At 63.2% G+C, this 20949-nt stretch carries 16 protein-coding genes; 11 read left to right on the forward strand and 5 right to left on the reverse strand.

Annotated features, from left to right (window positions below; all coding sequences use genetic code 11):
• Positions 1-40 precede the first annotated feature (40 nt).
• The 4 genes from NTD82_RS11310 to gcvP all read left to right on the forward strand — a co-directional run bounded on the left by NTD82_RS11310 (position 41) and on the right by gcvP (position 6301).
• A complete protein-coding gene (locus NTD82_RS11310) occupies positions 41-1663 on the forward strand; it encodes an ABC transporter permease (protein WP_262128806.1) in 1623 nt (540 codons plus the stop codon).
• Positions 1664-1782: 119 nt separating this feature from the next.
• Positions 1783-2865, forward strand: a complete 1083-nt coding sequence (gene gcvT, locus NTD82_RS11315) for a glycine cleavage system aminomethyltransferase GcvT (RefSeq protein WP_262128807.1) — start codon at positions 1783-1785, stop codon at positions 2863-2865.
• A 46-nt stretch (positions 2866-2911) separates the two neighbouring features.
• On the forward strand, positions 2912-3295 hold the full coding sequence (gene gcvH, locus NTD82_RS11320) for a glycine cleavage system protein GcvH (protein WP_262128808.1): 384 nt from the start codon (positions 2912-2914) through the stop codon (positions 3293-3295).
• Between the two features lie 132 nt (positions 3296-3427).
• The gene (gcvP, locus tag NTD82_RS11325) at positions 3428-6301 is read left to right on the forward strand and encodes an aminomethyl-transferring glycine dehydrogenase (protein ID WP_262128809.1); all 2874 of its coding nucleotides are present in this window, start codon (positions 3428-3430) and stop codon (positions 6299-6301) included.
• 37 nt (positions 6302-6338) lie between these two features.
• On the opposite strand, the gene NTD82_RS11330 is transcribed toward gcvP, so the two are convergent.
• From NTD82_RS11330 to NTD82_RS11340, 3 genes are all read right to left on the reverse strand, one after another.
• Complete coding sequence (locus NTD82_RS11330) at positions 6339-6656, reverse strand: DUF2388 domain-containing protein (RefSeq protein WP_175652625.1); 318 nt, start codon at positions 6654-6656, stop codon at positions 6339-6341.
• A gap of 165 nt (positions 6657-6821) precedes the next feature.
• Positions 6822-8498 carry a GspE/PulE family protein gene (locus NTD82_RS11335; RefSeq protein WP_262128810.1) on the reverse strand — a complete coding sequence of 559 codons (1677 nt, stop codon included), beginning with the start codon at positions 8496-8498 and terminating at the stop codon, positions 6822-6824.
• 80 nt (positions 8499-8578) lie between these two features.
• Positions 8579-8932, reverse strand: a complete 354-nt coding sequence (locus tag NTD82_RS11340) for a hypothetical protein (RefSeq protein WP_095156421.1) — start codon at positions 8930-8932, stop codon at positions 8579-8581.
• A gap of 126 nt (positions 8933-9058) precedes the next feature.
• Here NTD82_RS11340 and NTD82_RS11345 point away from each other — a divergent pair, with 126 nt between their 5' ends.
• Positions 9059-9529 (forward strand): Lrp/AsnC family transcriptional regulator, encoded by a 471-nt coding sequence (locus tag NTD82_RS11345; RefSeq protein WP_262128938.1) that lies wholly within the window; start codon positions 9059-9061, stop codon positions 9527-9529.
• A gap of 43 nt (positions 9530-9572) precedes the next feature.
• Here NTD82_RS11345 and NTD82_RS11350 read toward each other — a convergent pair whose 3' ends face one another.
• Positions 9573-10940: an inorganic triphosphatase gene (locus tag NTD82_RS11350; protein ID WP_262128811.1), complete on the reverse strand. Its 1368-nt coding sequence runs from the start codon at positions 10938-10940 to the stop codon at positions 9573-9575.
• A gap of 120 nt (positions 10941-11060) precedes the next feature.
• Here NTD82_RS11350 and argE point away from each other — a divergent pair, with 120 nt between their 5' ends.
• Together argE and argA are read left to right on the forward strand one after the other, a co-directional pair.
• Positions 11061-12218 (forward strand): acetylornithine deacetylase, encoded by a 1158-nt coding sequence (gene argE / locus NTD82_RS11355; protein ID WP_143501996.1) that lies wholly within the window; start codon positions 11061-11063, stop codon positions 12216-12218.
• Between the two features lie 111 nt (positions 12219-12329).
• A complete protein-coding gene (gene argA, locus NTD82_RS11360; RefSeq protein ID WP_175652630.1) occupies positions 12330-13628 on the forward strand; it encodes an amino-acid N-acetyltransferase in 1299 nt (432 codons plus the stop codon).
• 46 nt (positions 13629-13674) lie between these two features.
• On the opposite strand, the gene NTD82_RS11365 is transcribed toward argA, so the two are convergent.
• On the reverse strand, positions 13675-15051 hold the full coding sequence (locus tag NTD82_RS11365) for a glutamine synthetase family protein (RefSeq protein ID WP_095156416.1): 1377 nt from the start codon (positions 15049-15051) through the stop codon (positions 13675-13677).
• A 602-nt stretch (positions 15052-15653) separates the two neighbouring features.
• Between NTD82_RS11365 and NTD82_RS11370 the strand changes: the two genes are divergently transcribed.
• From NTD82_RS11370 to NTD82_RS11385, 4 genes are all read left to right on the forward strand, one after another.
• On the forward strand, positions 15654-17015 hold the full coding sequence (locus NTD82_RS11370; protein WP_110970765.1) for a glutamine synthetase family protein: 1362 nt from the start codon (positions 15654-15656) through the stop codon (positions 17013-17015).
• Between the two features lie 48 nt (positions 17016-17063).
• Complete coding sequence (locus tag NTD82_RS11375) at positions 17064-18425, forward strand: aspartate aminotransferase family protein (RefSeq protein WP_262128812.1); 1362 nt, start codon at positions 17064-17066, stop codon at positions 18423-18425.
• Between the two features lie 161 nt (positions 18426-18586).
• The gene (locus tag NTD82_RS11380) at positions 18587-19684 is read left to right on the forward strand and encodes a polyamine ABC transporter substrate-binding protein (protein WP_095156413.1); all 1098 of its coding nucleotides are present in this window, start codon (positions 18587-18589) and stop codon (positions 19682-19684) included.
• A gap of 165 nt (positions 19685-19849) precedes the next feature.
• A complete protein-coding gene (locus tag NTD82_RS11385) occupies positions 19850-20944 on the forward strand; it encodes a polyamine ABC transporter substrate-binding protein (RefSeq protein ID WP_095156412.1) in 1095 nt (364 codons plus the stop codon).
• The last annotated feature ends 5 nt before the right edge of the window (positions 20945-20949 follow it).

Below are 20949 nucleotides of genomic sequence, written 5' to 3' on the forward strand. Positions count from 1 at the left end.
CGGGCTTTTTCATTGACTGCCGCCCGTAGAGACTTTCTCCTTGCCGCACCCCGTCCAACGCCGCTGGTATCCCCTGGTCTACGCCATCGCCGCGCTGGTGATGCTGCCGCTCAGTGTCTTGTTGTTGTCCTGGCAAAGCGTGGACATGCAGATCTGGTCGCACCTGCTCGATACCCAGATGAGCCGCCTGTTGAGCAACACCCTGACGCTGGTGGTTGGCGTTGGTGTGGGCGTCACTCTGCTGGGCGTCAGCCTGGCGTGGCTCACCAGCCTCTGCGAGTTTCCCGGACGGCGCTGGCTGGACTGGGCGCTGATGCTGCCGTTCGCGATTCCCGCCTATGTGCTGGCTTTCGTTTTCGTTGGCTTGCTGGATTTCTCCGGGCCGGTGCAGACGCTGCTGCGCGAGTGGTTCGGGCCGATGCGTCTGCCGCGGGTGCGTTCCACCGGCGGGGTGATCATCGTTCTGGTGCTGGTGTTCTATCCCTACGTCTACCTGCTGGCGCGCACCGCCTTCCTCGCCCAGGGCAAGGGCCTGATGGAAGCGGCGCGGGTCCTCGGGTATTCCCCGCTAAAGGCGTTCTGGCGGGTCGCGTTGCCGATGGCGCGTCCGGCCATCGGTGCGGGCGTGGCACTGGCGCTGATGGAGACGCTGGCTGACTTCGGCGCCGTCTCGGTGTTCAACTTCGACACCTTCACCACGGCGATCTACAAGACCTGGTACGGCTTCTTCAGCCTGTCCAGCGCGGCGCAACTGGCTAGCCTGTTGCTGCTGGCGGTGATCCTGGTGCTCTATGGCGAACACCGCGCCCGTGGTGCGGTGCGCGGCAGCAACGAGCGCCCGCGCGGCAAGGCGCTGTATCACCTGCGTGGGGTCAAGGCGCTGTTAGCCAGTGGCTGGTGCCTGTTGGTGTTCGCCTGCGCCTTCGTCATTCCGGTGCTGCAATTGCTGGCCTGGTTCTGGCAGCGCGGGCGCTTCGACCTCGATGAGCGTTACACCGGACTGATCCTGCACACCCTGTACCTCGGCGCCATAGCCGCGCTGATCACCGTCAGCGCGGCGCTGCTACTGGCTTTCGCCCGCCGCCAGTCCTCGGCACGGGGGATTCGCGTCGGCGTCAGCCTGGCCAACCTCGGCTATGCGTTGCCCGGCTCGGTGCTGGCGGTGGCGATCATGCTGGCGTTCAGTTATCTCGATCGCGAACTGGTGATTCCGCTCTCCGGCTGGCTCGGCGGGGCGGGCAAGCCGTTGTTGCTGGGCAGCCTGTCGGCGTTGTTGCTGGCGTATCTGGTGCGCTTCATTGCCGTGGCCTACGGCCCGCTGGAAAACAGCCTCGGGCGTATCCGTCCATCGTTGCCGGAAGCGGCGCGCAGCCTTGGGGTCAGCGGCCCGGGATTGTTTTTCAAGGTGTATCTCCCGTTGCTGGTGCCAGGCGCGTTGAGCGCGGCGCTGCTGGTGTTCGTCGATGTGCTCAAGGAGATGCCGGCAACCCTGCTGATGCGCCCGTTCGGCTGGGACACGCTGGCGGTGCGGGTTTTCGAGATGACCAGCGAAGGCGAATGGGCGCGGGCGTCGCTACCGGCGCTGACACTGGTTCTGGTGGGGCTGCTGCCGGTCATCGGACTGATTCGGCGTTCCGCCCGCCACCCCGGTCAAAGTCGCTGAGGATGTAACCCGGCCGCCTTGCGGATACAATGCGCGGCATTCGCTGCGGCCGGCCACTGGCCGGGTAGCAGGAACGCTGCCGTCTGCCGCAGCTTCGCCACGCCCGGAAGGAGAAACCCATGGGACAGCGTACGCCTCTGTATGACCTGCACTTGGCGCTTGGCGCCAAGATGGTCGATTTTGGCGGTTGGGATATGCCCCTGCATTACGGTTCGCAGGTCGAGGAGCACCATCAAGTGCGTCGCGACTGCGGAGTTTTCGACGTTTCGCATATGACGGTAATCGACATCAGCGGTGTCGATGCCACCGAATGGCTGCGTCATCTGCTGACCAACGATGTCGCCCGCCTCGGCGAGATCGGCAAGGCCCTCTACAGCACCCTGCTCAACGACGAAGGCGGTGTGATCGACGACCTGATCGTCTATCGCCTGGCCGACGGCTATCGCCTGGTGGTCAACGCCGCGACCCGCGACAAGGACCTGGCCTGGCTCGAAGCGCACAAGAGCGGCTTCGAAGTGCAGTTCCGCGAGCGCCCTGAGCTGGCGATCCTCGCGATCCAGGGCCCGCAGGCGCGGGAGAAGGTTGCCGAACTGCTGAGCGCCGCGCGCGCCGAGCTGATCCGCAACCTCAAGCCTTTCGAAGGGCAATTCGAAGGTGACTGGTTCATCGCCCGCACCGGCTACACCGGTGAAGACGGTCTGGAAATCATCCTGCCGGCCTTGCAGGCGCCCGCGTTCTTCAACGATCTGGTCGGTGCCGGTATCGCCCCGAGCGGCCTCGGCGCCCGCGACACGCTGCGCCTGGAAGCCGGGATGAACCTGTACGGCAACGATATCGACGAGGCGCATTCACCGCTGACCTCCAACCTCGCCTGGAGCATCGCCTGGGATCCTGCGGGGCGTGATTTCATCGGCCGCCAGGCGCTGGAAGCCGAAAAGGCCCGTGGTATTTCGCAGAAACTCGTCGGCCTGGTGCTGGAAGAGCGGGGTGTATTGCGGGCCCATCAGGTAGTTCGTGTCGCTGAAATTGGCGAAGGTGAGATCACCAGTGGTAGTTTCTCTCCTACGCTGAGCAAGGCAATTGCTCTGGCGCGCCTTCCAATGGCAACCGCCGACCGTGCCGAAGTGGAAATCCGCGGCAAGTGGTACCCGGTGCGGGTGGTCAAGCCGACGTTCGTGCGTCATGGCAGGATCCTGATCTGAATTCATTCCGGCGGGCCGACCGCTGACCTGTTGAGGAAAAACAACTATGAGCAATGTTCCCGCCGACCTGCGTTTTGCCGAAAGCCATGAATGGGCGCGGCTGGAGGCCGATGGCACCGTGACCGTCGGTATCAGTGATCACGCCCAGGAAGCCCTGGGTGACGTGGTATTCGTCGAGCTGGCGGAAGTGGGCAAGGTGTTCGCCCAGGCCGAAGCGGCTGGTGTGGTCGAGTCGGTCAAGGCCGCCTCGGACATCTACGCCCCGGTTGGCGGCGAAGTCATCGCCGTGAACGAAGACCTGGCCGACAGCCCGGAGCAACTGAACGAAAACCCCTACGGCGCGTGGATCTTCAAGCTGAAGCCGTCCAACCCGGCGGAGCTGGACAAGCTGCTGGACGCGGCGGGCTACAAGGCTGCTATCGGCGAGTGATGTTTTTGGGGAGCTGATTGCGCCGAACCGTCGCGACGCGCTCCCCAAAATTCCCACGCAATCGGCAATCCCTTCCTAGACTCAATAGGCCCCGGCCTACCTCGGGGCTTGGTCTAGGAAGAGAGAGCCGCTATGTCCTTGTTGCCGTCCCTGAGCCAACTGCAAGACCCCAATGCTTTCCTGCGCCGCCACCTTGGCCCCGATGCCGCCGAGCAGCACGCCATGCTCGAAGTGCTCGGCGTTGCCAGCCGCAGTGAACTGATCGAACAGACGGTGCCGCCCGGCATCCGCTTCAATCGCCCCCTTGACTTGCCTCCGGCCCTGGATGAACAGGCTGCGCTGGCGCGTCTGCGTGGTTACGCCGAACAGAACCAGGTGTGGACCAGCCTGATCGGCATGGGCTACCACGGCACGCGCACGCCCACCGTCATTCTGCGCAACGTGCTGGAAAATCCCGGTTGGTACACCGCCTACACGCCCTATCAGCCGGAAATCGCCCAAGGTCGGCTGGAAGCCTTGCTGAATTTCCAGCAGATGGTCATCGACCTGACCGGCCTGGACCTGGCCAATGCCTCGTTGCTGGACGAAGCCACCGCAGCGGGCGAAGCCATGGCCCTGGCCAAGCGGGTGGCGAAATCGCGCAGCAACCTGTTCTTCGCCGACGAACACTGCCACCCGCAGACCCTCTCGGTGCTGCAGACCCGCGCCGAAGGCTTCGGTTTCGAACTGATCGTCGACTCGCTGGATAATCTGGGCAAGCACCAGGTGTTCGGCGCGCTGCTGCAGTACCCCAACACCCACGGCGGCGTGCACGACCTGCGCCCGGCCATCGAGCATTTGCACGGGCAGCAGGCGATCGCCTGTGTCGCCGCCGACCTGCTCAGCCTGTTGCTGCTGGCGCCGCCGGGCGAGCAGGGCGCTGATGTGGTGCTCGGCTCGACCCAGCGTTTTGGCGTGCCCATGGGCTATGGCGGGCCGCATGCGGCCTATTTCGCTTGCCGTGACGAATTCAAGCGGGCCATGCCCGGGCGCATCATCGGCGTGTCGAAAGACGCTCGCGGCAGCCTGGCGCTGCGCATGGCCCTGCAAACTCGCGAACAACACATCCGCCGCGAGAAGGCCAATTCGAACATCTGCACCGCGCAGGTCCTGCTGGCCAACATCGCTGGCTTCTACGCCGTCTATCACGGCCCCGACGGGCTGCGGCGCATCGCCCAGCGCGTGCACCGGCTGACCACCATTCTTGCCGCTGGCCTGGAGCGCAACGGCGTCAAACGACTGAACACGCACTTCTTCGACACCCTGACCCTGGACGTTGGCGGCAGCCAGACGGCGATCATCCAGAGCGCCGAGGCGGCGCGGATCAACCTGCGGATTCTCGGTCGTGGCCACCTCGGCGTGAGCCTCGACGAGACCTGCGACGAAACCACCGTGCTGCGCCTGTTCGACATCTTCCTCGGCGCCGACCACGGCCTGCAGGTTGATGCACTGGACGGCGAAGACCTGCCCGCCGGCATCCCCGCCGCGCTGCTGCGCCAGTCCGATTACCTGACGCACCCGGTGTTCAACCTGCACCACAGCGAAACCGAGATGCTGCGTTATCTCAAGCAGTTGGAAAACAAGGACTTGGCGCTGAACCAGTCGATGATCCCGCTGGGCTCCTGCACCATGAAGCTCAACGCCAGCAGCGAGATGATCCCCATCACCTGGCCGGGGTTTGCCGACCTGCACCCGTTCGTGCCGCTGATGCAGGCGGCGGGCTACAAGGCGATGATCGATGAACTGGAAAGCTGGTTATGTGCGATCACCGGTTTCGATGCGATCTGCATGCAGCCCAACTCCGGCGCCCAGGGCGAGTACGCCGGCCTGCTGGCGATCAGCAAGTACCACCGCAGTCGCCAGCAGGGCCAGCGCGATATCTGCCTGATCCCGGCCTCGGCCCACGGCACCAACCCGGCGTCGGCGCAGATGGCCGGCATGCAGGTGGTGATCGTCGCCTGCGACACGGCGGGCAACGTCGACCTGGAAGACCTCAAGGCCCGGGCGGCGGAGGCCGGGGAGCGGCTGTCCTGCCTGATGGCGACCTACCCCTCGACCCACGGCGTGTACGAGGAAGGTATCAGCGAGATCTGCGAAGTCATCCACAGCCACGGTGGTCAGGTCTACATGGACGGCGCCAACCTCAACGCCCAGGTCGGCCTGGCGCGGCCGGCGGATATCGGTGCCGATGTCTCGCACATGAACCTGCACAAGACCTTCTGCATTCCCCATGGCGGCGGCGGCCCGGGCATGGGCCCGATTGGCGTGCGGGCGCACCTTGCGCCCTTCGTTGCCAGTCACCCGGTGGTGCCGGTCCCTGGCCCCGATCCGCAGAACAGCGCGGTCAGCGCCGCGCCGTGGGGCAGCGCGAGCATCTTGCCGATCAGTTGGATGTACATCGCCATGATGGGCCCGCAGTTGGCCGACGCCAGCGAGGTGGCGATTCTCTCCGCCAACTACCTGGCCCAACGTCTCGGTGGCGCATTCCCGGTGCTCTATCGCGGGCGCAACGAGCGGGTGGCCCATGAATGCATCCTCGACCTGCGACCGTTGAAGGCCGAGACCGGGATCAGCGAGGAAGATGTCGCCAAACGCCTGATGGACTACGGTTTCCACGCGCCGACCATGTCCTTCCCGGTGCCGGGCACGTTGATGGTGGAGCCCACCGAGAGCGAGCCGAAGGCCGAGCTGGACCGTTTTGTCGAAGCGATGCTGAGCATCCGCGCGGAAATCGCCGAAGTGCAGAACGGCAACTGGCCCGCCGAGGACAATCCGCTCAAGCGCGCGCCGCATACCTTGGCGGATGTGCTGGCGCGGTGGGACCGGCCCTACAGCATCGAGCAGGGCGTGGCGCCCAGTGCCCACGCCCGGGCGCACAAGTATTGGCCCGCGGTGAACCGGGTCGACAATGTCTATGGCGACCGCAACCTGTTCTGTGCCTGTGTGCCGGTGGAGGATTACCGCTGAGGGAGGGCGGGCGACCCGCGTGGATCGCCCGCAAGTGTCACTCGGTGATTGCGCTGTTGCGCGCCAGGATGGCGTTGGCCAGTTCCATGTCGCTGGCGTTCAGGCTCGGGTTTTCCACGCGGGCCTGGCGCAGGGCGGCTTCGAGGAACGGACCGCGGATCGCGCCTTCGCTGGCGACGAAGCTGCCGGCATCATCCTGCGCGGCGGCGACCAGCTTGTGGTCGCGGGAGGTCAGGTAGGTCGAGGCGGTGGTCGCGCCCGAAGAAATCACGTTGCGCCAGAAGGGATCGGCCATGGCCGAGGCCGAGGCGAGGGACAGCAGGGTGAGGGTGGCGATGGCAAAGGGGCGACGCATGATTCCAGGGCTCCGGGGGATTTTGGGTAGGTCATCGCGACGGTTCGGCGCCCCGACAAGCTCGCTCCTACAGGGGTTTGATGTCGGTTTTGTAGGAGCGAGCTTGCTCGCGATGCTTTAGACGCCGAATTTGGACATCGGCCCCGCAACAAGTTCCCGATGGCACTACGCCGAAACCCGATCCACCTCCTCCGCCGTGGTTACCCCCGCCGCCACCTTGCGCAAGCCGTTCTCGCGCAGGTCGAACATGCCCTCGGCCCGTGCCCGCTGGCGCAAACTCGTCAGGTCGCAGTCCCCGTTGATTAGCGCCTTGAGCCCGTTACTCACCGTCAGCACTTCATACAGTCCCGTACGCCCCTGATAGCCGGTCTGCCGGCATTCCTTGCAGCCTACCGCGCTGGCCTCGCCCGGCGCCTTGCACGCGACACACAGCGTGCGCACCAGCCGCTGGGCGACCACGCCCACCAGGGTCGACTTGATCAAATAATGTGCAACGCCCAGCTCCAGTAACCGGCCAATCGCACCGCTGGCATCGTTGGTGTGCAGCGTGGACAACACCAGATGCCCGGTCAGCGCCGCCTGAATCGCCACTTGGGCGGTTTCCAGATCGCGGATCTCGCCCACCATGATGATGTCCGGATCCTGGCGTAGCAGCGCACGCACGCCGTTGGCAAAACCGAGGTCGATGCCGGGCTGCACCTGGGTCTGGTTGAAGGCCGGCTCGACCATTTCGATCGGGTCTTCCAGGGTGCAGACGTTGACCTGCGGCGTAGCCAGTTGCTTGAGGGCGCTGTAGAGCGTGCTGGTCTTGCCCGAGCCGGTGGGGCCGGTCACCAGGATGATGCCGTGGGGCTGGCCCAGCATGGCCTGCCAGCGGCTCAGTTCGTCGCCATCCAGGCCCAGGCCGTTGAAGTCCTGGCGCAGCAACTGTGGGTCGAAGATGCGCATCACCAGCTTTTCGCCGAAGGTGGTCGGCAGGGTCGACAGGCGCAGTTCCACCTCGTCGCCGGCCGGGGTGCGGGTCTTGATCCGGCCGTCCTGCGGCCGGCGTTTTTCCGCGACGTTCATGCGCCCGAGGCTTTTCAGGCGGCTGGTGATCGCCAGGGTCACCGCGGGCGGGAAGGAATAGGTGTCGTGCAGCACGCCGTCGATGCGCAGGCGCAGCCGGCCCTGTTCGCGGCGGGGTTCGAGGTGGATATCGCTGGCGCGTTGCTCGAAGGCGTAGTGCAGCAGCCAGTCGACGATGCTGACGATGTGCGCGTCATCGGCGTCGTGCTGGCCGTCGCCCAGTTCCAGCAACTGCTCCAGATCACCGCTGGCGGGGGCCGGCATGTCCAGGTGGCTGGCGCCGTTGACCGAGTGGGCGAGGCGAAAGAAGTCCTGGCTCAACTGGCGAATCCGTTCGGGGCTGGCGACAACCCGCAACACCCGGCGTTTGAGCACCTGGGCCAGGTCGGTCTCCCAACTGCGCACATACGGCTCGGCGCTGGCGACGGTGACGCTGTCGCGGTCCTGGGCGACGGCAAGAATGCCGTGCCGGCGGGCGAAGGCCGCGGACATCAGCCCGGTCATCCCGGCGAGGTCGATGCTCAGCGGATCGAGGCGCAGAAAGGGTTGCCCGGCCTGCTCGGCGAGCCATTGGCAGAGGCTGTCCAGGTCGAGTGTCTGGCCGGGACGTTGCAGATCATCCAGGCGCTGGCGGGCGATGCATTCGAGGGGATGGTCGGTGCGTGGGGCAACGCTGAAGTGCTGGCGGGCCTGTGGCGCGATACGCCGTTGGGCGATCAGTTCATCGAGCAGGCGGGAAAGGTCCAGCGTGCGGTCGGTGGCGGGGGCGGGCATGCGACGTCCTTGTGTGCGCTTCGAAGCAACCAAGGCTAGCCGTCGTGGCGCGCACCGTCGGGACGCAAGCGTTGCCGGGTTTATCCGTGCCAGCCGGCCCGCTGTGGAGTGGACGGCAGCAGCGCGGTGAGCACGGCCACTTCGCAGACACACACCAGATTGCGCATTTTTTGCGCAATCAACTGGGCGCGGTTCCAGTTCAGGCCGTCGATGGCGATGTCGATGTGCAGCAGGTCGGCTTCCTGGCGCATGTTTACTCCATGCGGCATCAAACATTGCAGGGCAAACAGGTTGAGCACTCGGCACAGGCTGTCCGACTCGGCTTCGGCTTGCAGCTGGTAGTGGTAGCGAACCTTGTTGTTCTCGTTGCAGGCAACAGCGGGTTCGAAAAGCTGCGGGGCGGCGAAGTGGTCAGGCCGTTCGAGTACGGTCATGGGTGTTCTCCAAAAACGATGGAGGAATTTTTACACGGCGTGTCGGAGATTATTTTCCTATCATTGGCCGATACGAGCTTTTTTCGAATTGTTCAATTCGTCCATGTGCACATGAGAGAAATAATCATGCAAGTCGAGCTGGATACTTACGACCGCCGCATCCTCGCCGTGCTGCAAGAGGACGCTTCGTTGTCCAGCGCGCAGGTTGCCGAGCGGGTCGGGCTTTCGCAGTCACCTTGCTGGCGACGCATTCAGCGCTTGAAGGAAGAGGGGGTGATTCGTGCCCAGGTGAGCCTGCTCGATCGCAAGAAGGTGGGCCTGAACACGCAGATTTTTGCCGAGGTGAAACTCAACGCGCACGGGCGCTCCAACTTCGCCGAATTCACCGAGGCGATCCGCGGGTTTCCGGAAGTGCTGGAGTGTTATGTGCTGATGGGGGCGGTGGATTTTCTGCTGCGGATCGTCACCTCGGACATCGAGGCCTACGAGCGCTTCTTCTTTGAAAAGCTGTCGCTGGTGCCGGGGATTCAGGAGGTCAATTCGACGGTGGCACTGTCGGAGATCAAATCCACCACCAGCCTGCCGCTCATGCGGTGAGCGTTGTCGCGGGCAGGTGTTGAAACCTGCCCGCGACCCTGGCTTATTTACGCGCCAGTTGTTTCCAGCCGCGGCACTGGGCAACGGCGAAGGCTTGCTGGACGCGGGCGTCGAGCACTTCGTCGCTGATCGGCAGGCAGGCCAGTTGTTGCAGCTTGCTCAGCTCGCCGTAGAGGCGGTCCAGTTCCGGCACTTCCAGCACGTCGCGGGCGTGGTGCAGCCAGGCCAGCAGGCGCTCGATGCGCGGCAGTTGCTCGGCGAGGTCTTCCGGTTGCTGCTGGTACAGCGGCAGTTGCAGGGCCTTGGCCTCGTCGCCGAATTCCACGGTCAGCCAGCTGGCAAGAGGTGCTGCGCCCTGGCGGTCGCCGCGCTTGTTGCGGTCGACGGTCCAGGCGCGGGCCAGCAGCCAGCGCGAGGTGTCCAGGGAGAACTGGCCCCAGCGGGTGTCGAGCAGTTCGTCGGCGAACTGCTCGGGCGCGGCGCGGCGGACGTCTTCGTCGTCATTGCCGGCCAGGACCACGGTGCGCCAGTCTTCCAGCAGGGCGTCGAGGCTGCCGCGCAGGGCGCGGGTGGTGGCGCGCGGTGCGGCCTGGCCGAGGCTGCTGGCGAGGCCGCGCAGTTCGGCGAGGCACTGCACCCAGTCCTGCAGCAGGCGCCAGTGGCCGTTGTAGCGGTATTGCTCGGCCAGGCGCTGGCTGCTGCCGAGCAACTGCCAGGCGATGGCGGCGAAGGCGTCGTCCAGCGTCATTTCCGGGGTCAGCTCGGCGGCGGGCAGGCTGAGCTGATAGCTGGCCGGATCAAGCAGACGGTAGCCGCGCTCGGCCTTGCTGATATCGCAAGGGAACAGCGGCAGCGTTGCCGCCAGTTCGGCAGCCAGCTCCAGCAGGGCTGCTGGCTCGCCTTCGCGCAGTTCCAGCTCCAGCTCGCAGATTTCTTCCTTCTGCTTGCCGACGATAACGGTGCCGAGGTCCAGGGCGGCTTCGATCACCACTTTGGACTTGCCGCGGCCCCAGGCGATGTCGGCGTATTCGCGGACGAAATCGGTGGTGAACAGCGGCTTGATGGTTTTCTTGTCCAGCTCCGCCAGTTCGGCGGGCCAGCACTGGTCGTCGAGCTTCTTCAGGTCCAGCTTGGCCTTGGGCAGCTCCCACTGGAATTCATTGCGCTCGGACAGGCCGGCAACGCTCTGGCCGCGGGTCTTCAGGGTCTGGATCACCACGTCGCCGTCGCGGCGCAGGCGCAGGGCGACTTTGGCTGCAGCAAGATCGCGCTCCGGGGTGTCGAAGTACTGGTTGAGCAGCTCACGCTGCTGCCAGCCGGACTTGTTGCGCTTCTTCAGCAATGGGTGCTCACGCAGCGCGGCGAGGGTCTCGCGGCTGATCCGCAGTTTGATTTCGGTTTCTTTGTTCATTGCTGGGTAACCAGAAGGGCGGGGACGTCTTGGCCGTGCAGTGTACAGGACTCGACCGCTCGCGGTTTATTCAAGGTGGCCGATGGCCCTATGATGGGCCTCGTTTCCAGGAGAACGCGCATGCCGCTGCCATCGCTCAAGGACCAGTTCGCCGCGTTGATCGCCGCGCCCTCGGTCAGTTGTACCCAACCGGATCTGGACCAGTCCAACCGCGGGGTGATCGATCTGCTTGCCGGCTGGCTCGGCGACCTGGGTTTCACCTGCGAGATCCAGCAGATCACGCCGGGCAAGTTCAACCTGCTCGCCAGTTACGGCAGCGGCCCCGGCGGGCTGGTGTTGGCCGGGCACAGCGACACGGTGCCCTACGATCCGCAATTGTGGAAAAGCGACCCGCTGACCCTGACGGAAGTCGGTGATCGCTGGGTCGGACTCGGCGTGTGCGACATGAAGGGCTTTTTCCCGTTGATCATCGAGGCGGTCCGGCCGCTGCTCGACCAACCGTTCCGGCAGCCGCTGCTGATCCTGGCGACCTGTGACGAAGAAAGCTCAATGTCCGGCGCCCGCGCCTTGGCCGAGGCCGGCCGGCCGCTTGGGCGCGCCGCAGTGATTGGCGAGCCGACCGGGCTGAAGCCGATCCGTCTGCACAAGGGTGTGATGATGGAGCGCATCGATATTCTCGGGCGCAGTGGCCATTCGTCGGATCCGTCTTTGGGCCACAGCGCCCTGGAAGCGATGCACCAGGTCATGGGCGCCCTGATGGAGCTGCGTCAGCAATGGCAGCGCGAGTACAACAACAGCCAGTTCAGCGTGCCCCAGCCGACCCTGAACTTCGGCTGCATCCACGGTGGCGACAACCCTAACCGGATCTGCGGCCAATGCGCCCTGGAGTTCGACCTGCGCCCGCTGCCGGGCATGGACCCGCAGGTGCTGCGCGCGGCGATTCGCGGCAAGCTGGCGCCGCTGGCCGAGCAGCATCAGGTGACGATCGACTATGCGCCGCTGTTCCCGGAGGTGCCGCCATTCGAACAGAGCGCCGATGCGGAACTGGTGCAACTGGCCGAACGTCTTACCGGTCATGTGGCCGAGGCAGTAGCCTTCGGCACCGAAGCGCCTTATCTTCAGCGCCTGGGCTGCGAGACTTTGGTCCTCGGCCCCGGTGATATCGCCTGCGCTCACCAGCCCGGCGAGTACCTTGAACTGTCACGCCTGGACCCTACAGTGCGTGTGTTGCGTGAGTTGATCCAACATTACTGCCTCAGCCCGGCCACCGGCCGCTGAGCCACCTTGCCTTGCAAAGGAGAACGCGTGTGACGCCTTGCCTGCTGCGACGATAACCCTTCGAGCGCTGTTGCTGTTCCGTTCTTGTCTTCATTTCTACAGGCTCAGGTTATGCCCGAATACGTCAATTGGCTGCGTCATGCTTCGCCTTACATCAATGCTCACCGGGACTGCACCTTCGTGGTCATGCTCCCGGGAGACGGGGTCGACCACCCCAACTTCGGCAATATCGTCCACGACCTGGTGCTGTTGCACAGCCTCGGGGTTCGTCTGGTGCTGGTGCACGGCTCCCGCCCGCAAATCGAAAGCCGCCTGAGCGCCCGCGGTCTCAGCGCCCACTACCACCATGGTTTGCGCATCACTGACGCGGCGACGCTAGAGTGCGTGATCGATGCGGTGGGCCAACTGCGCATCGCCATCGAAGCGCGGCTGTCCATGGACATGGCCGCCTCGCCAATGCAGGGCTCGCGGTTGCGGGTGGCCTCGGGCAACCTGGTGACCGCACGGCCGATTGGCGTGCTGGAAGGCGTGGATTATCACCACACCGGTGAGGTGCGTCGGGTCGACCGCAAGGGCATCAGTCGCCTGCTGGACGAGCGCTCCATCGTCCTGCTGTCGCCGCTGGGCTATTCGCCCACGGGCGAAATCTTCAACCTGGCGTGCGAAGACGTCGCGACCCGCGCCGCCATCGAGCTGGAGGCGGACAAGCTGCTGCTGTTCGGCGCCGAGCCGGGTCTGCTGGATGCTACGGGGCGTCTGGTCCGGGAAATCCGTCCGCAGCAGGTGGCGCCTCACCTGGAGCGTCTCGGTTCCGACTACCAGGCCGAGCTGCTGGACGCCGCCGCCGAAGCCTGCCGGGGCGGCGTGGCCCGCAGTCATATCGTCAGCTACGCCGAGAACGGCGCGCTGCTCAACGAGCTGTTCACCCGCGAAGGCGGCGGTACGCTGGTTGCGCAGGAGCAGTTCGAACTGGTGCGGGAGGCGGCGATCGAAGACGTCGGTGGTCTGCTGGAACTGATCAGCCCGCTGGAAGAGCAGGGGATTCTGGTGCGTCGTTCCCGTGAGGTACTGGAGCGCGAGATCGAGCAATTCAGCGTGGTAGAGCGTGAAAGCGTGATCATCGCCTGTGCGGCGCTGTATCCGATTGCCGATTCCGATGCGGGTGAGCTGGCGTGCCTGGCAGTGAACCCGGAGTATCGCCATGGCGGTCGCGGTGATGATCTGCTGGAGCGCATCGAGACGCGGGCGAGGGCGTTGGGGCTGAAAACGCTGTTCGTGCTGACGACCCGGACGGCGCACTGGTTCCGCGAGCGCGGATTTGTGCCGAGCGGGGTCGAGCGGCTGCCGGCGGCGCGGGCGTCGCTGTACAACTATCAGCGCAATTCGAAGATTTTCGAGAAAACTTTGTAGGTATTGCGCCCATAAAAAACGCCGCCTGATCAGGCGGCGTTTTCATTTACACGGTATGCAGGTACCAGTTGTACTCGAGGTCGGAGATGGAGTGTTCGAACTCCTCCAGCTCGCTTTCCTTGCACGCGACAAAGATGTCGATGTACTTCGGATCGATGTACTTGTTGAGGATCTCGCTGTCGTCCAGCTCGCGCAGGGCATCACGCAAGTTGTTCGGCAGGCTCTGCTCAACCTGTTCGTAGGCGTTGCCTTCGACCGGCTTGTTCGGCTCGACCTTGTTGGTCAGGCCGTGATGCACGCCCGCCAGCACGGCAGCCATCAACAGGTACGGGTTGGCGTCGGCACCGGCTACGCGGTGTTCAAGGCGCACAGCGTCCGGCGTGCCCGTCGGAACGCGCAGGGCCACGGTGCGGTTGTCCAGACCCCAGCTTGGTGCGTTCGGCACATAGAACTGGGCACCGAAGCGACGGTACGAGTTGACGTTCGGGCAGAGGAACGCCATTGACGCTGGCAGGGTCTCGAGCACACCGCCGATCGCGTGACGCAGCGCGGCGTTCTGCTCGGGATCCTCGCTGGTGAAGATGTTCTTGCCATCTTTGTCCAGCACCGAGATATGAACATGCAGACCGTTGCCCGCCTGGCCCGGGTAAGGCTTGGCCATGAAGGTGGTGTCCATCTCATGGTCGTAGGCGATGTTCTTGATCAGGCGTTTGAGCAGAACCGCGTAATCGCAGGCCTTCAGCGGGTCGGCGACGTGGTGCAGGTTCACTTCGAACTGCGCCGGGGCGCTTTCCTTGACGATGGCGTCAGCCGGAATGCCTTGTTCCTTCGCACCCTCGAGGATGTCCTGGAGGCAGTCGACGTATTCGTCGAGGTCGTCGATCAGATAAACCTGGGTCGATTGCGGACGTTTGCCGGAAATCGGCGAGCGTGGCGGCTGTGGACGGCCGTTCACGTTTTCCTGGTCGATCAGGTAGAACTCCAGCTCGAACGCGGCGCAGATGGTCAGGCCCATCTCGTCGAACCTGGCCACCACCTGACGCAGGACTTCCCGCGGGTCGGCAAAGAACGGCGCACCTTCGATTTCGTGCATGGTCATCAGCAGCTGCGCGGTAGGGCGCTTCTGCCAAGGTTCGTTGGAGAGTGTGTCGGGGATTGGATAGCAGATGCGGTCGGCGTCGCCGATGTCCAGGCCCAGGCCGGTGCTTTCGACCGTGGAACCGTTGATATCCAATGCGAAGAGGGAGGCCGGCAGGTTGATGCCTTTCTCGTAAACCTTGTGGAGGCTGGTGCGCTCAATGCGCTTGCCGCGCACCACACCATTCATATCTGCAATCAGAAGGTCAACGTAGAGAACCTCAGGATGTTCCTTAAGGAACGCGTTCGCTTCGTTAAGCTGAACGGCACGCGGGGGTACCGACATGATGCAACACCTTTGTTGTTAAAAATATCAATCAATGGGGGCTTGCAGGCCCAGTCAATCGGAAAGCCCGAATGAAGTCAAGCAAGCCCCATGATGCCCTAAAAGGGCGCCATAGCGGCATTTTTGCTGCAATTCAGGGCATCCACAAGCGCTGCTTTCGTCGTGAAAGGGGTGAAACGAGTAAGCCGTATTTTATTTTTTACGGGGTGGTTGTGTAAAAAAATGAACAAGGCTAAGCTCGGTCGCAACCCATAACATCAATAATACCGGGGGTTACATGTCACGCCTGTCGATCATTGGCGACACCGGCTGCCCTGTGCGGGCGGGTCTGGATGCCATTTCCGCGAGCAGCGAACGCTATCTTTCAGTAGCGTTGGCGCCGGCCAAAATAGTTGACGGCCAAGGCGACGTGTTCCCGATCGTTTCACCTACTCATACTGCCTTTCATCACTATAGCGGGCTCCTCTGCATCACGGGCAACGCCGGTGACGCATTCTCCTCGCGCGCCTTTTGCTTTGGGCCGTCGGGGCATCCAGAATGCTGGAGACGGCCTGACATAGGCGTCTTGACTACAGTCCAGGCATTTACCTGCTGAGGTATTTATGAGTAGCAGCAATCTCGACCAGCTCACCGATTGGCTGAAAGAGCACAAGATCACCGAAGTCGAATGTCTGATCAGCGACTTGACCGGTATCACCCGGGGCAAGATCTCGCCAACCAACAAGTTCATCGCCGAAAAGGGCATGCGTCTGCCCGAAAGCGTCCTGCTGCAGACCGTGACCGGCGACTACGTCGATGACGACATCTATTACGAGCTGCTCGACCCGGCCGACATCGACATGATCTGCCGCCCCGACGAGAACGCCGTGTTCCTCGTGCCGTGGGCCATCGAGCCGACTGCCCAGGTAATCCACGACACCTACGACAAGAAGGGCAACCCGGTCGAGCTGTCGCCGCGCAACGTGCTCAAGAAAGTGCTGAAACTCTATGCCGACAAGGGCTGGCAGCCGATCGTCGCGCCGGAAATGGAGTTCTACCTGACCAAGCGCTGCGAAGACCCGGACTTCCCGCTGCAGCCGCCAATCGGCCGCTCCGGCCGCCCGGAAACCGGTCGCCAGTCGTTCTCCATCGAAGCCGCCAACGAATTCGACCCGCTGTTCGAAGACGTCTATGACTGGTGCGAACTGCAGAACCTCGACCTGGACACGCTGATCCACGAAGACGGCACCGCGCAGATGGAAATCAACTTCCGTCACGGCAACGCCCTGTCCCTGGCCGACCAGATCCTGGTGTTCAAGCGGACCATGCGTGAGGCTGCGCTCAAGCACAATGTCGCCGCCACCTTCATGGCCAAGCCGATGACCGGCGAGCCTGGCAGTGCGATGCACCTGCACCAGAGCATCATTGACGTGAAGACCGGCAAGAACATCTTCTCCAATGAAGACGGCAGCATGAGCGAGCTGTTCCTGTACCACGTCGGTGGCCTGCAGAAGTTCATCCCCGAAGTGCTGCCGCTGTTCGCCCCCAACGTCAACTCGTTCCGCCGCTTCCTGCCCGACACCTCGGCGCCGGTGAACGTCGAGTGGGGCGAGGAAAACCGCACCGTCGGCCTGCGCGTCCCGGATGCCGGCCCGCAGAACCGCCGCGTCGAGAACCGCCTGCCTGGCGCCGACGCCAACCCTTACCTGGCCATCGCCGCGAGCCTGCTGTGCGGCTACATCGGCATGGTCGAAGGCATCAATGCCAGTGCCCCGGTCGTGGGCCGTGGTTACGAGCGGCGCAACCTGCGCCTGCCGCTGACCATCGAGGACGCCCTGGAGCGCATGGAAAACTGCCGTGCGCTGGAGAAGTACCTGGGCAAGAAATTCATTGCCGGCTACGTCGCCACCAAACGGGCCGAGCACGAGAACTTCAAGCGCGTGATCAGCTCCTGGGAACGTGAGTTCCTGCTGTTCGCGGTCTGATCAACCCCGGGGCCGCAGGAGCGCGGCCGCCAGAAAACGGAGAAGCACATGAGCGTCAAGAACCCGCAAACCCGCGAGTGGCAGGACCTGAGTCGTGATCATCACCTGGCGCCTTTCAGCGACTATAAACAGTTGCAGGAAAAGGGCCCGCGGATCATTACCAAGGCCCAGGGCGTGCACCTGTGGGACAGCGAGGGTAACAAGATCCTCGACGGCATGGCCGGCCTGTGGTGCGTGGCGGTCGGCTATGGCCGTGAAGAACTGGCCGATGCGGCGAGCAAGCAGATGCGCGAGCTGCCGTATTACAACCTGTTCTTCCAGACTGCTCACCCGCCGGCGCTCGAACTGGCCAAGACGATCTCCGACGTGGCCCCGGAAGGCATGAGCCACGTGTTCTTCACCGGCTCCGGCTCCGAAGGCAATGACACCGTGCTGCGCATGGTCCGTCATTACTGGGCGCTGAAGGGCAAGCCGCAGAAGAAAACCATCATCGGCCGCGTCAACGGCTACCACGGTTCCACCGTGGCCGGTGCCAGCTTGGGCGGCATGTCCGGCATGCACGAGCAGGGCGACCTGCCGATCCCGAACATCGTTCACATCCCGCAGCCATACTGGTTCGGCGAAGGTGGTGACAAGACCCCGGAAGAGTTCGGTATCTGGGCCGCCGAGCAACTGGAGAAGAAGATCCTCGAAGTCGGCGTCGACAACGTCGCCGCCTTTATTGCCGAGCCGATCCAGGGCGCGGGCGGGGTGATCATTCCACCGGAAAGCTACTGGCCGAAGATCAAGGAAATCCTCGCGCGCTACGACATCCTGTTCGTTGCCGACGAAGTGATCTGCGGTTTCGGCCGTACCGGCGAGTGGTTCGGCTCCGACTACTACGACCTCAAGCCTGACCTGATGACCATCGCCAAGGGCCTGACTTCCGGCTACATCCCAATGGGCGGCGTGATCGTCCGTGACGAAGTGGTCAAGGTGCTTAACGAAGGCGGCGACTTCAACCACGGCTTCACCTATTCCGGCCACCCGGTGGCAGCGGCGGTGGGCCTGGAAAACCTGCGGATTCTGCGCGACGAGAAGATTGTCGAGCGCGTTCACGAGGAAACGGCACCCTATTTGCAGAAACGTCTGCGCGAGCTGAACGACCACCCGCTGGTGGGCGAGGTCCGCGGTCTGGGCATGCTCGGCGCGATCGAACTGGTCAAGGACAAGGCCACGCGTACCCGTTACGAGGGCAAGGGCGTCGGCATGATCTGCCGCCAGTTCTGCTTCGACAACGGCCTGATCATGCGCGCCGTGGGCGACACCATGATCATCGCTCCGCCGCTGGTGATCAGCCGCGAAGAGATTGATGAACTGGTTGAAAAGGCTCGTAAATGCCTGGATCTGACCCTCGAAGCACTGGGCTGATCAACTGCTAGGCTGGCATGGTGGCTTTGCGGCATTGCCGAGGCGGCTCTTTCCTTGAAAGAGCGCCTTGGATCTTGCCAGACTAGTGCCTGTTTCAGCCGGGTGCCGACAGGGCCGGCCGCTGAACAGATGGCTTTATAAAAATTCTGGAGCAATAACGCATGAAGAAAATGGGCAAGACGCTGTTGGCCGTTTCCCTCGCGGGGATGATGGCTAGTGCTGTTCAGGCGGACAACAAGGTCCTCCACGTCTACAACTGGTCCGACTACATCGCCCCGGATACCGTCGCCAAGTTCGAGAAGCAGACGGGCATCAAGGTCGTCTACGACGTCTTCGACAGCAACGAGACCCTGGAAGCCAAGCTGCTGGCGGGCAAGTCCGGCTATGACGTAGTGGTTCCGTCCAACAACTTCCTGGCCAAGCAGATCAAGGCCGGCGTTTACCAGGAGCTGGACCGTTCCAAGCTGGCCAACTGGAAAAACCTCGACGAAGACCTGCTCAAGGCCGTCGGCGACGCCAGCGACAAAGGCAACAAATACGCCTTCCCGTACATGTGGGGCAGCATCGGCATCGGCTACAACCCAGAGAAGGTCAAGGCCGCGCTGGGCGTCGACAAGATCGACTCCTGGGACGTGGTGTTCAAGCCCGAGAACATCGCCAAGCTCAAGAGCTGCGGCGTGAGCTTCCTCGATGCACCGACCGAGATGATCCCGGCCGCGCTGCACTACCTGGGCAAGCCGACCGCGAGCAAGGACAAGGCTGACCTGAAGGCCGCCGAAGACCTGTTCATGAGCATCCGTCCTTCGGTCACCTACTTCCACTCCTCCAAGTACATCTCCGACCTCGCCAACGGCAACATCTGCGTCGCCGTCGGTTACTCGGGTGATCTGGAGCAGTCCAAGGCCCGCGCCCACGAAGCTGGCGACAAGGTCAAGCTGGACTACGTGATTCCGAAAGAAGGTGCCGGCACCTTCTACGACATGGTCGCCATTCCGAAGGATGCCGAGAACGTCGACGCCGCCTACCAGTGGATGAACTTCCTGCTGCAGCCGGAAATCATGGCCGAGATCACCAACTCCGTGCGCTTCCCGAACGGCAACAAGGCCGCCACTGCGCTGGTAGACAAAGACATCTCCGGCGATCCGAGCATCTACCCGTCGGATGAAGTGAAGAAACAACTCTATGCGATCAGCGACCAGGACCCGGCCACCCTGCGCCTGGTGACTCGTAGCTGGACCAAGATCAAGTCGGGCAAGTAACCCGGCCTGACTCCCCCAGGCGCGGTGAAAGCCGCGTCCTGTGGGGGCTGCAATGCAAAATTCTTTTGCTGGTCAGGTGTATCGAAGGTAAGTTGCGCGCCGGTTTGCATGGCCGGCAGGTATTTCTGCCGTATGCCACGGGCACTAATGTAGAGGACCTCCCACTTGTCTATTTCCGTATTTCGCAAGGCCGTCATGGCTGGAGCGGGTCTGACGCTGGCTTGCAGCGTCCAAGCGGCGCCCACGGTGCACATCTACAACTGGTCGGACTACATCGGCCAGACCACACTCGCGGACTTCGAAAAGTCGACCGGCATCAAGCCGCTGTATGACGTGTTCGATTCCAATGAAACCCTGGAAGGCAAGCTCCTGGCCGGTCGCACCGGCTATGACGTGGTCGTGCCGTCCAACCATTTCCTCGGCAAGCAGATCAAAGCCGGCGCGTTCCAGAAGCTCGACCGTGCGCAGTTGCCGAACTGGGAGAATCTCGACCCCGCCCTGCTCAAGCGCCTGGAGCGCAACGACCCGGGCAACCAGTACGCCGTGCCGTACCTGTGGGGCACCAACGGCATTGGCTACAACGTCGAGAAGGTCAAAGCGGTGCTCGGCACCGACAAGATCGACTCCTGGGCCATGCTGTTCGAGCCGGAGAACATCAAGAAGCTCTCCAGTTGCGGCGTCGCCTTCCTCGACTCGGCGGATGAAATGCTGCCGGCCGTACTGAATTACATGGGGCTCAACCCCAACAGCGAAAACCCCAAGGATTACGAGGCCGCCGAGAAGAAACTCCTCGCCGTGCGTCCTTACGTGACCTACTTCCATTCTTCCAAGTACATATCCGATCTCGCCAATGGCGATATCTGCGTCGCCGCGGGCTTCTCCGGCGACATCTTCCAGGCCAAGGCCCGTGCTGAAGAAGCCGGCAAGGGCGTGGAAGTGGCGTATGTGATCCCCAAGGAAGGCGGCAACCTCTGGTTCGACATGCTGGCCATCCCCAAGGATGCCGGCAACGTCAAAGAGGCCCACACCTTCATCAACTATCTGCTCAAGCCTGAGGTCATTGCCCAGGTCAGCGATTACGTTGGTTATGCCAACCCTAACCCCAAGGCTGGCGACCTGATGGACCAGGATGTTCGCAAGGACGCGGCGGTTTATCCGCCGCAGGAAGTGCTGGACAAGTTGTACGTCAACTCTGAGCTACCGCCCAAAGTGCAACGTTTGATGACCCGCATCTGGACCAAGGTCAAGTCGGGCAAATAAAAATC

Source organism: Pseudomonas sp. 5P_5.1_Bac1 (assembly GCF_025466015.1).
Classification (GTDB): domain Bacteria; phylum Pseudomonadota; class Gammaproteobacteria; order Pseudomonadales; family Pseudomonadaceae; genus Aquipseudomonas.

Excerpts from the sequence above, each read along its gene's own strand:
- NTD82_RS11365 (WP_095156416.1), bottom strand. The coding sequence starts at position 15,051 with ATGTCGGTACCCCCGCGTGCCGTTCAGCTTAACGAAGCGAACGCGTTC.
- NTD82_RS11340 (WP_095156421.1), bottom strand. The coding sequence starts at position 8,932 with ATGACCGTACTCGAACGGCCTGACCACTTCGCCGCCCCGCAGCTTTTC.
- gcvH (WP_262128808.1), top strand. The coding sequence starts at position 2,912 with ATGAGCAATGTTCCCGCCGACCTGCGTTTTGCCGAAAGCCATGAATGG.
- gcvT (WP_262128807.1), top strand. The coding sequence starts at position 1,783 with ATGGGACAGCGTACGCCTCTGTATGACCTGCACTTGGCGCTTGGCGCC.
- NTD82_RS11350 (WP_262128811.1), bottom strand. The coding sequence starts at position 10,940 with ATGAACAAAGAAACCGAAATCAAACTGCGGATCAGCCGCGAGACCCTC.
- NTD82_RS11335 (WP_262128810.1), bottom strand. The coding sequence starts at position 8,498 with ATGCCCGCCCCCGCCACCGACCGCACGCTGGACCTTTCCCGCCTGCTC.
- NTD82_RS11370 (WP_110970765.1), top strand. The coding sequence starts at position 15,654 with ATGAGTAGCAGCAATCTCGACCAGCTCACCGATTGGCTGAAAGAGCAC.
- gcvP (WP_262128809.1), top strand. The coding sequence starts at position 3,428 with ATGTCCTTGTTGCCGTCCCTGAGCCAACTGCAAGACCCCAATGCTTTC.
- NTD82_RS11345 (WP_262128938.1), top strand. The coding sequence starts at position 9,059 with ATGCAAGTCGAGCTGGATACTTACGACCGCCGCATCCTCGCCGTGCTG.
- argE (WP_143501996.1), top strand. The coding sequence starts at position 11,061 with ATGCCGCTGCCATCGCTCAAGGACCAGTTCGCCGCGTTGATCGCCGCG.
- NTD82_RS11380 (WP_095156413.1), top strand. The coding sequence starts at position 18,587 with ATGAAGAAAATGGGCAAGACGCTGTTGGCCGTTTCCCTCGCGGGGATG.
- argA (WP_175652630.1), top strand. The coding sequence starts at position 12,330 with ATGCCCGAATACGTCAATTGGCTGCGTCATGCTTCGCCTTACATCAAT.
- NTD82_RS11375 (WP_262128812.1), top strand. The coding sequence starts at position 17,064 with ATGAGCGTCAAGAACCCGCAAACCCGCGAGTGGCAGGACCTGAGTCGT.
- NTD82_RS11330 (WP_175652625.1), bottom strand. The coding sequence starts at position 6,656 with ATGCGTCGCCCCTTTGCCATCGCCACCCTCACCCTGCTGTCCCTCGCC.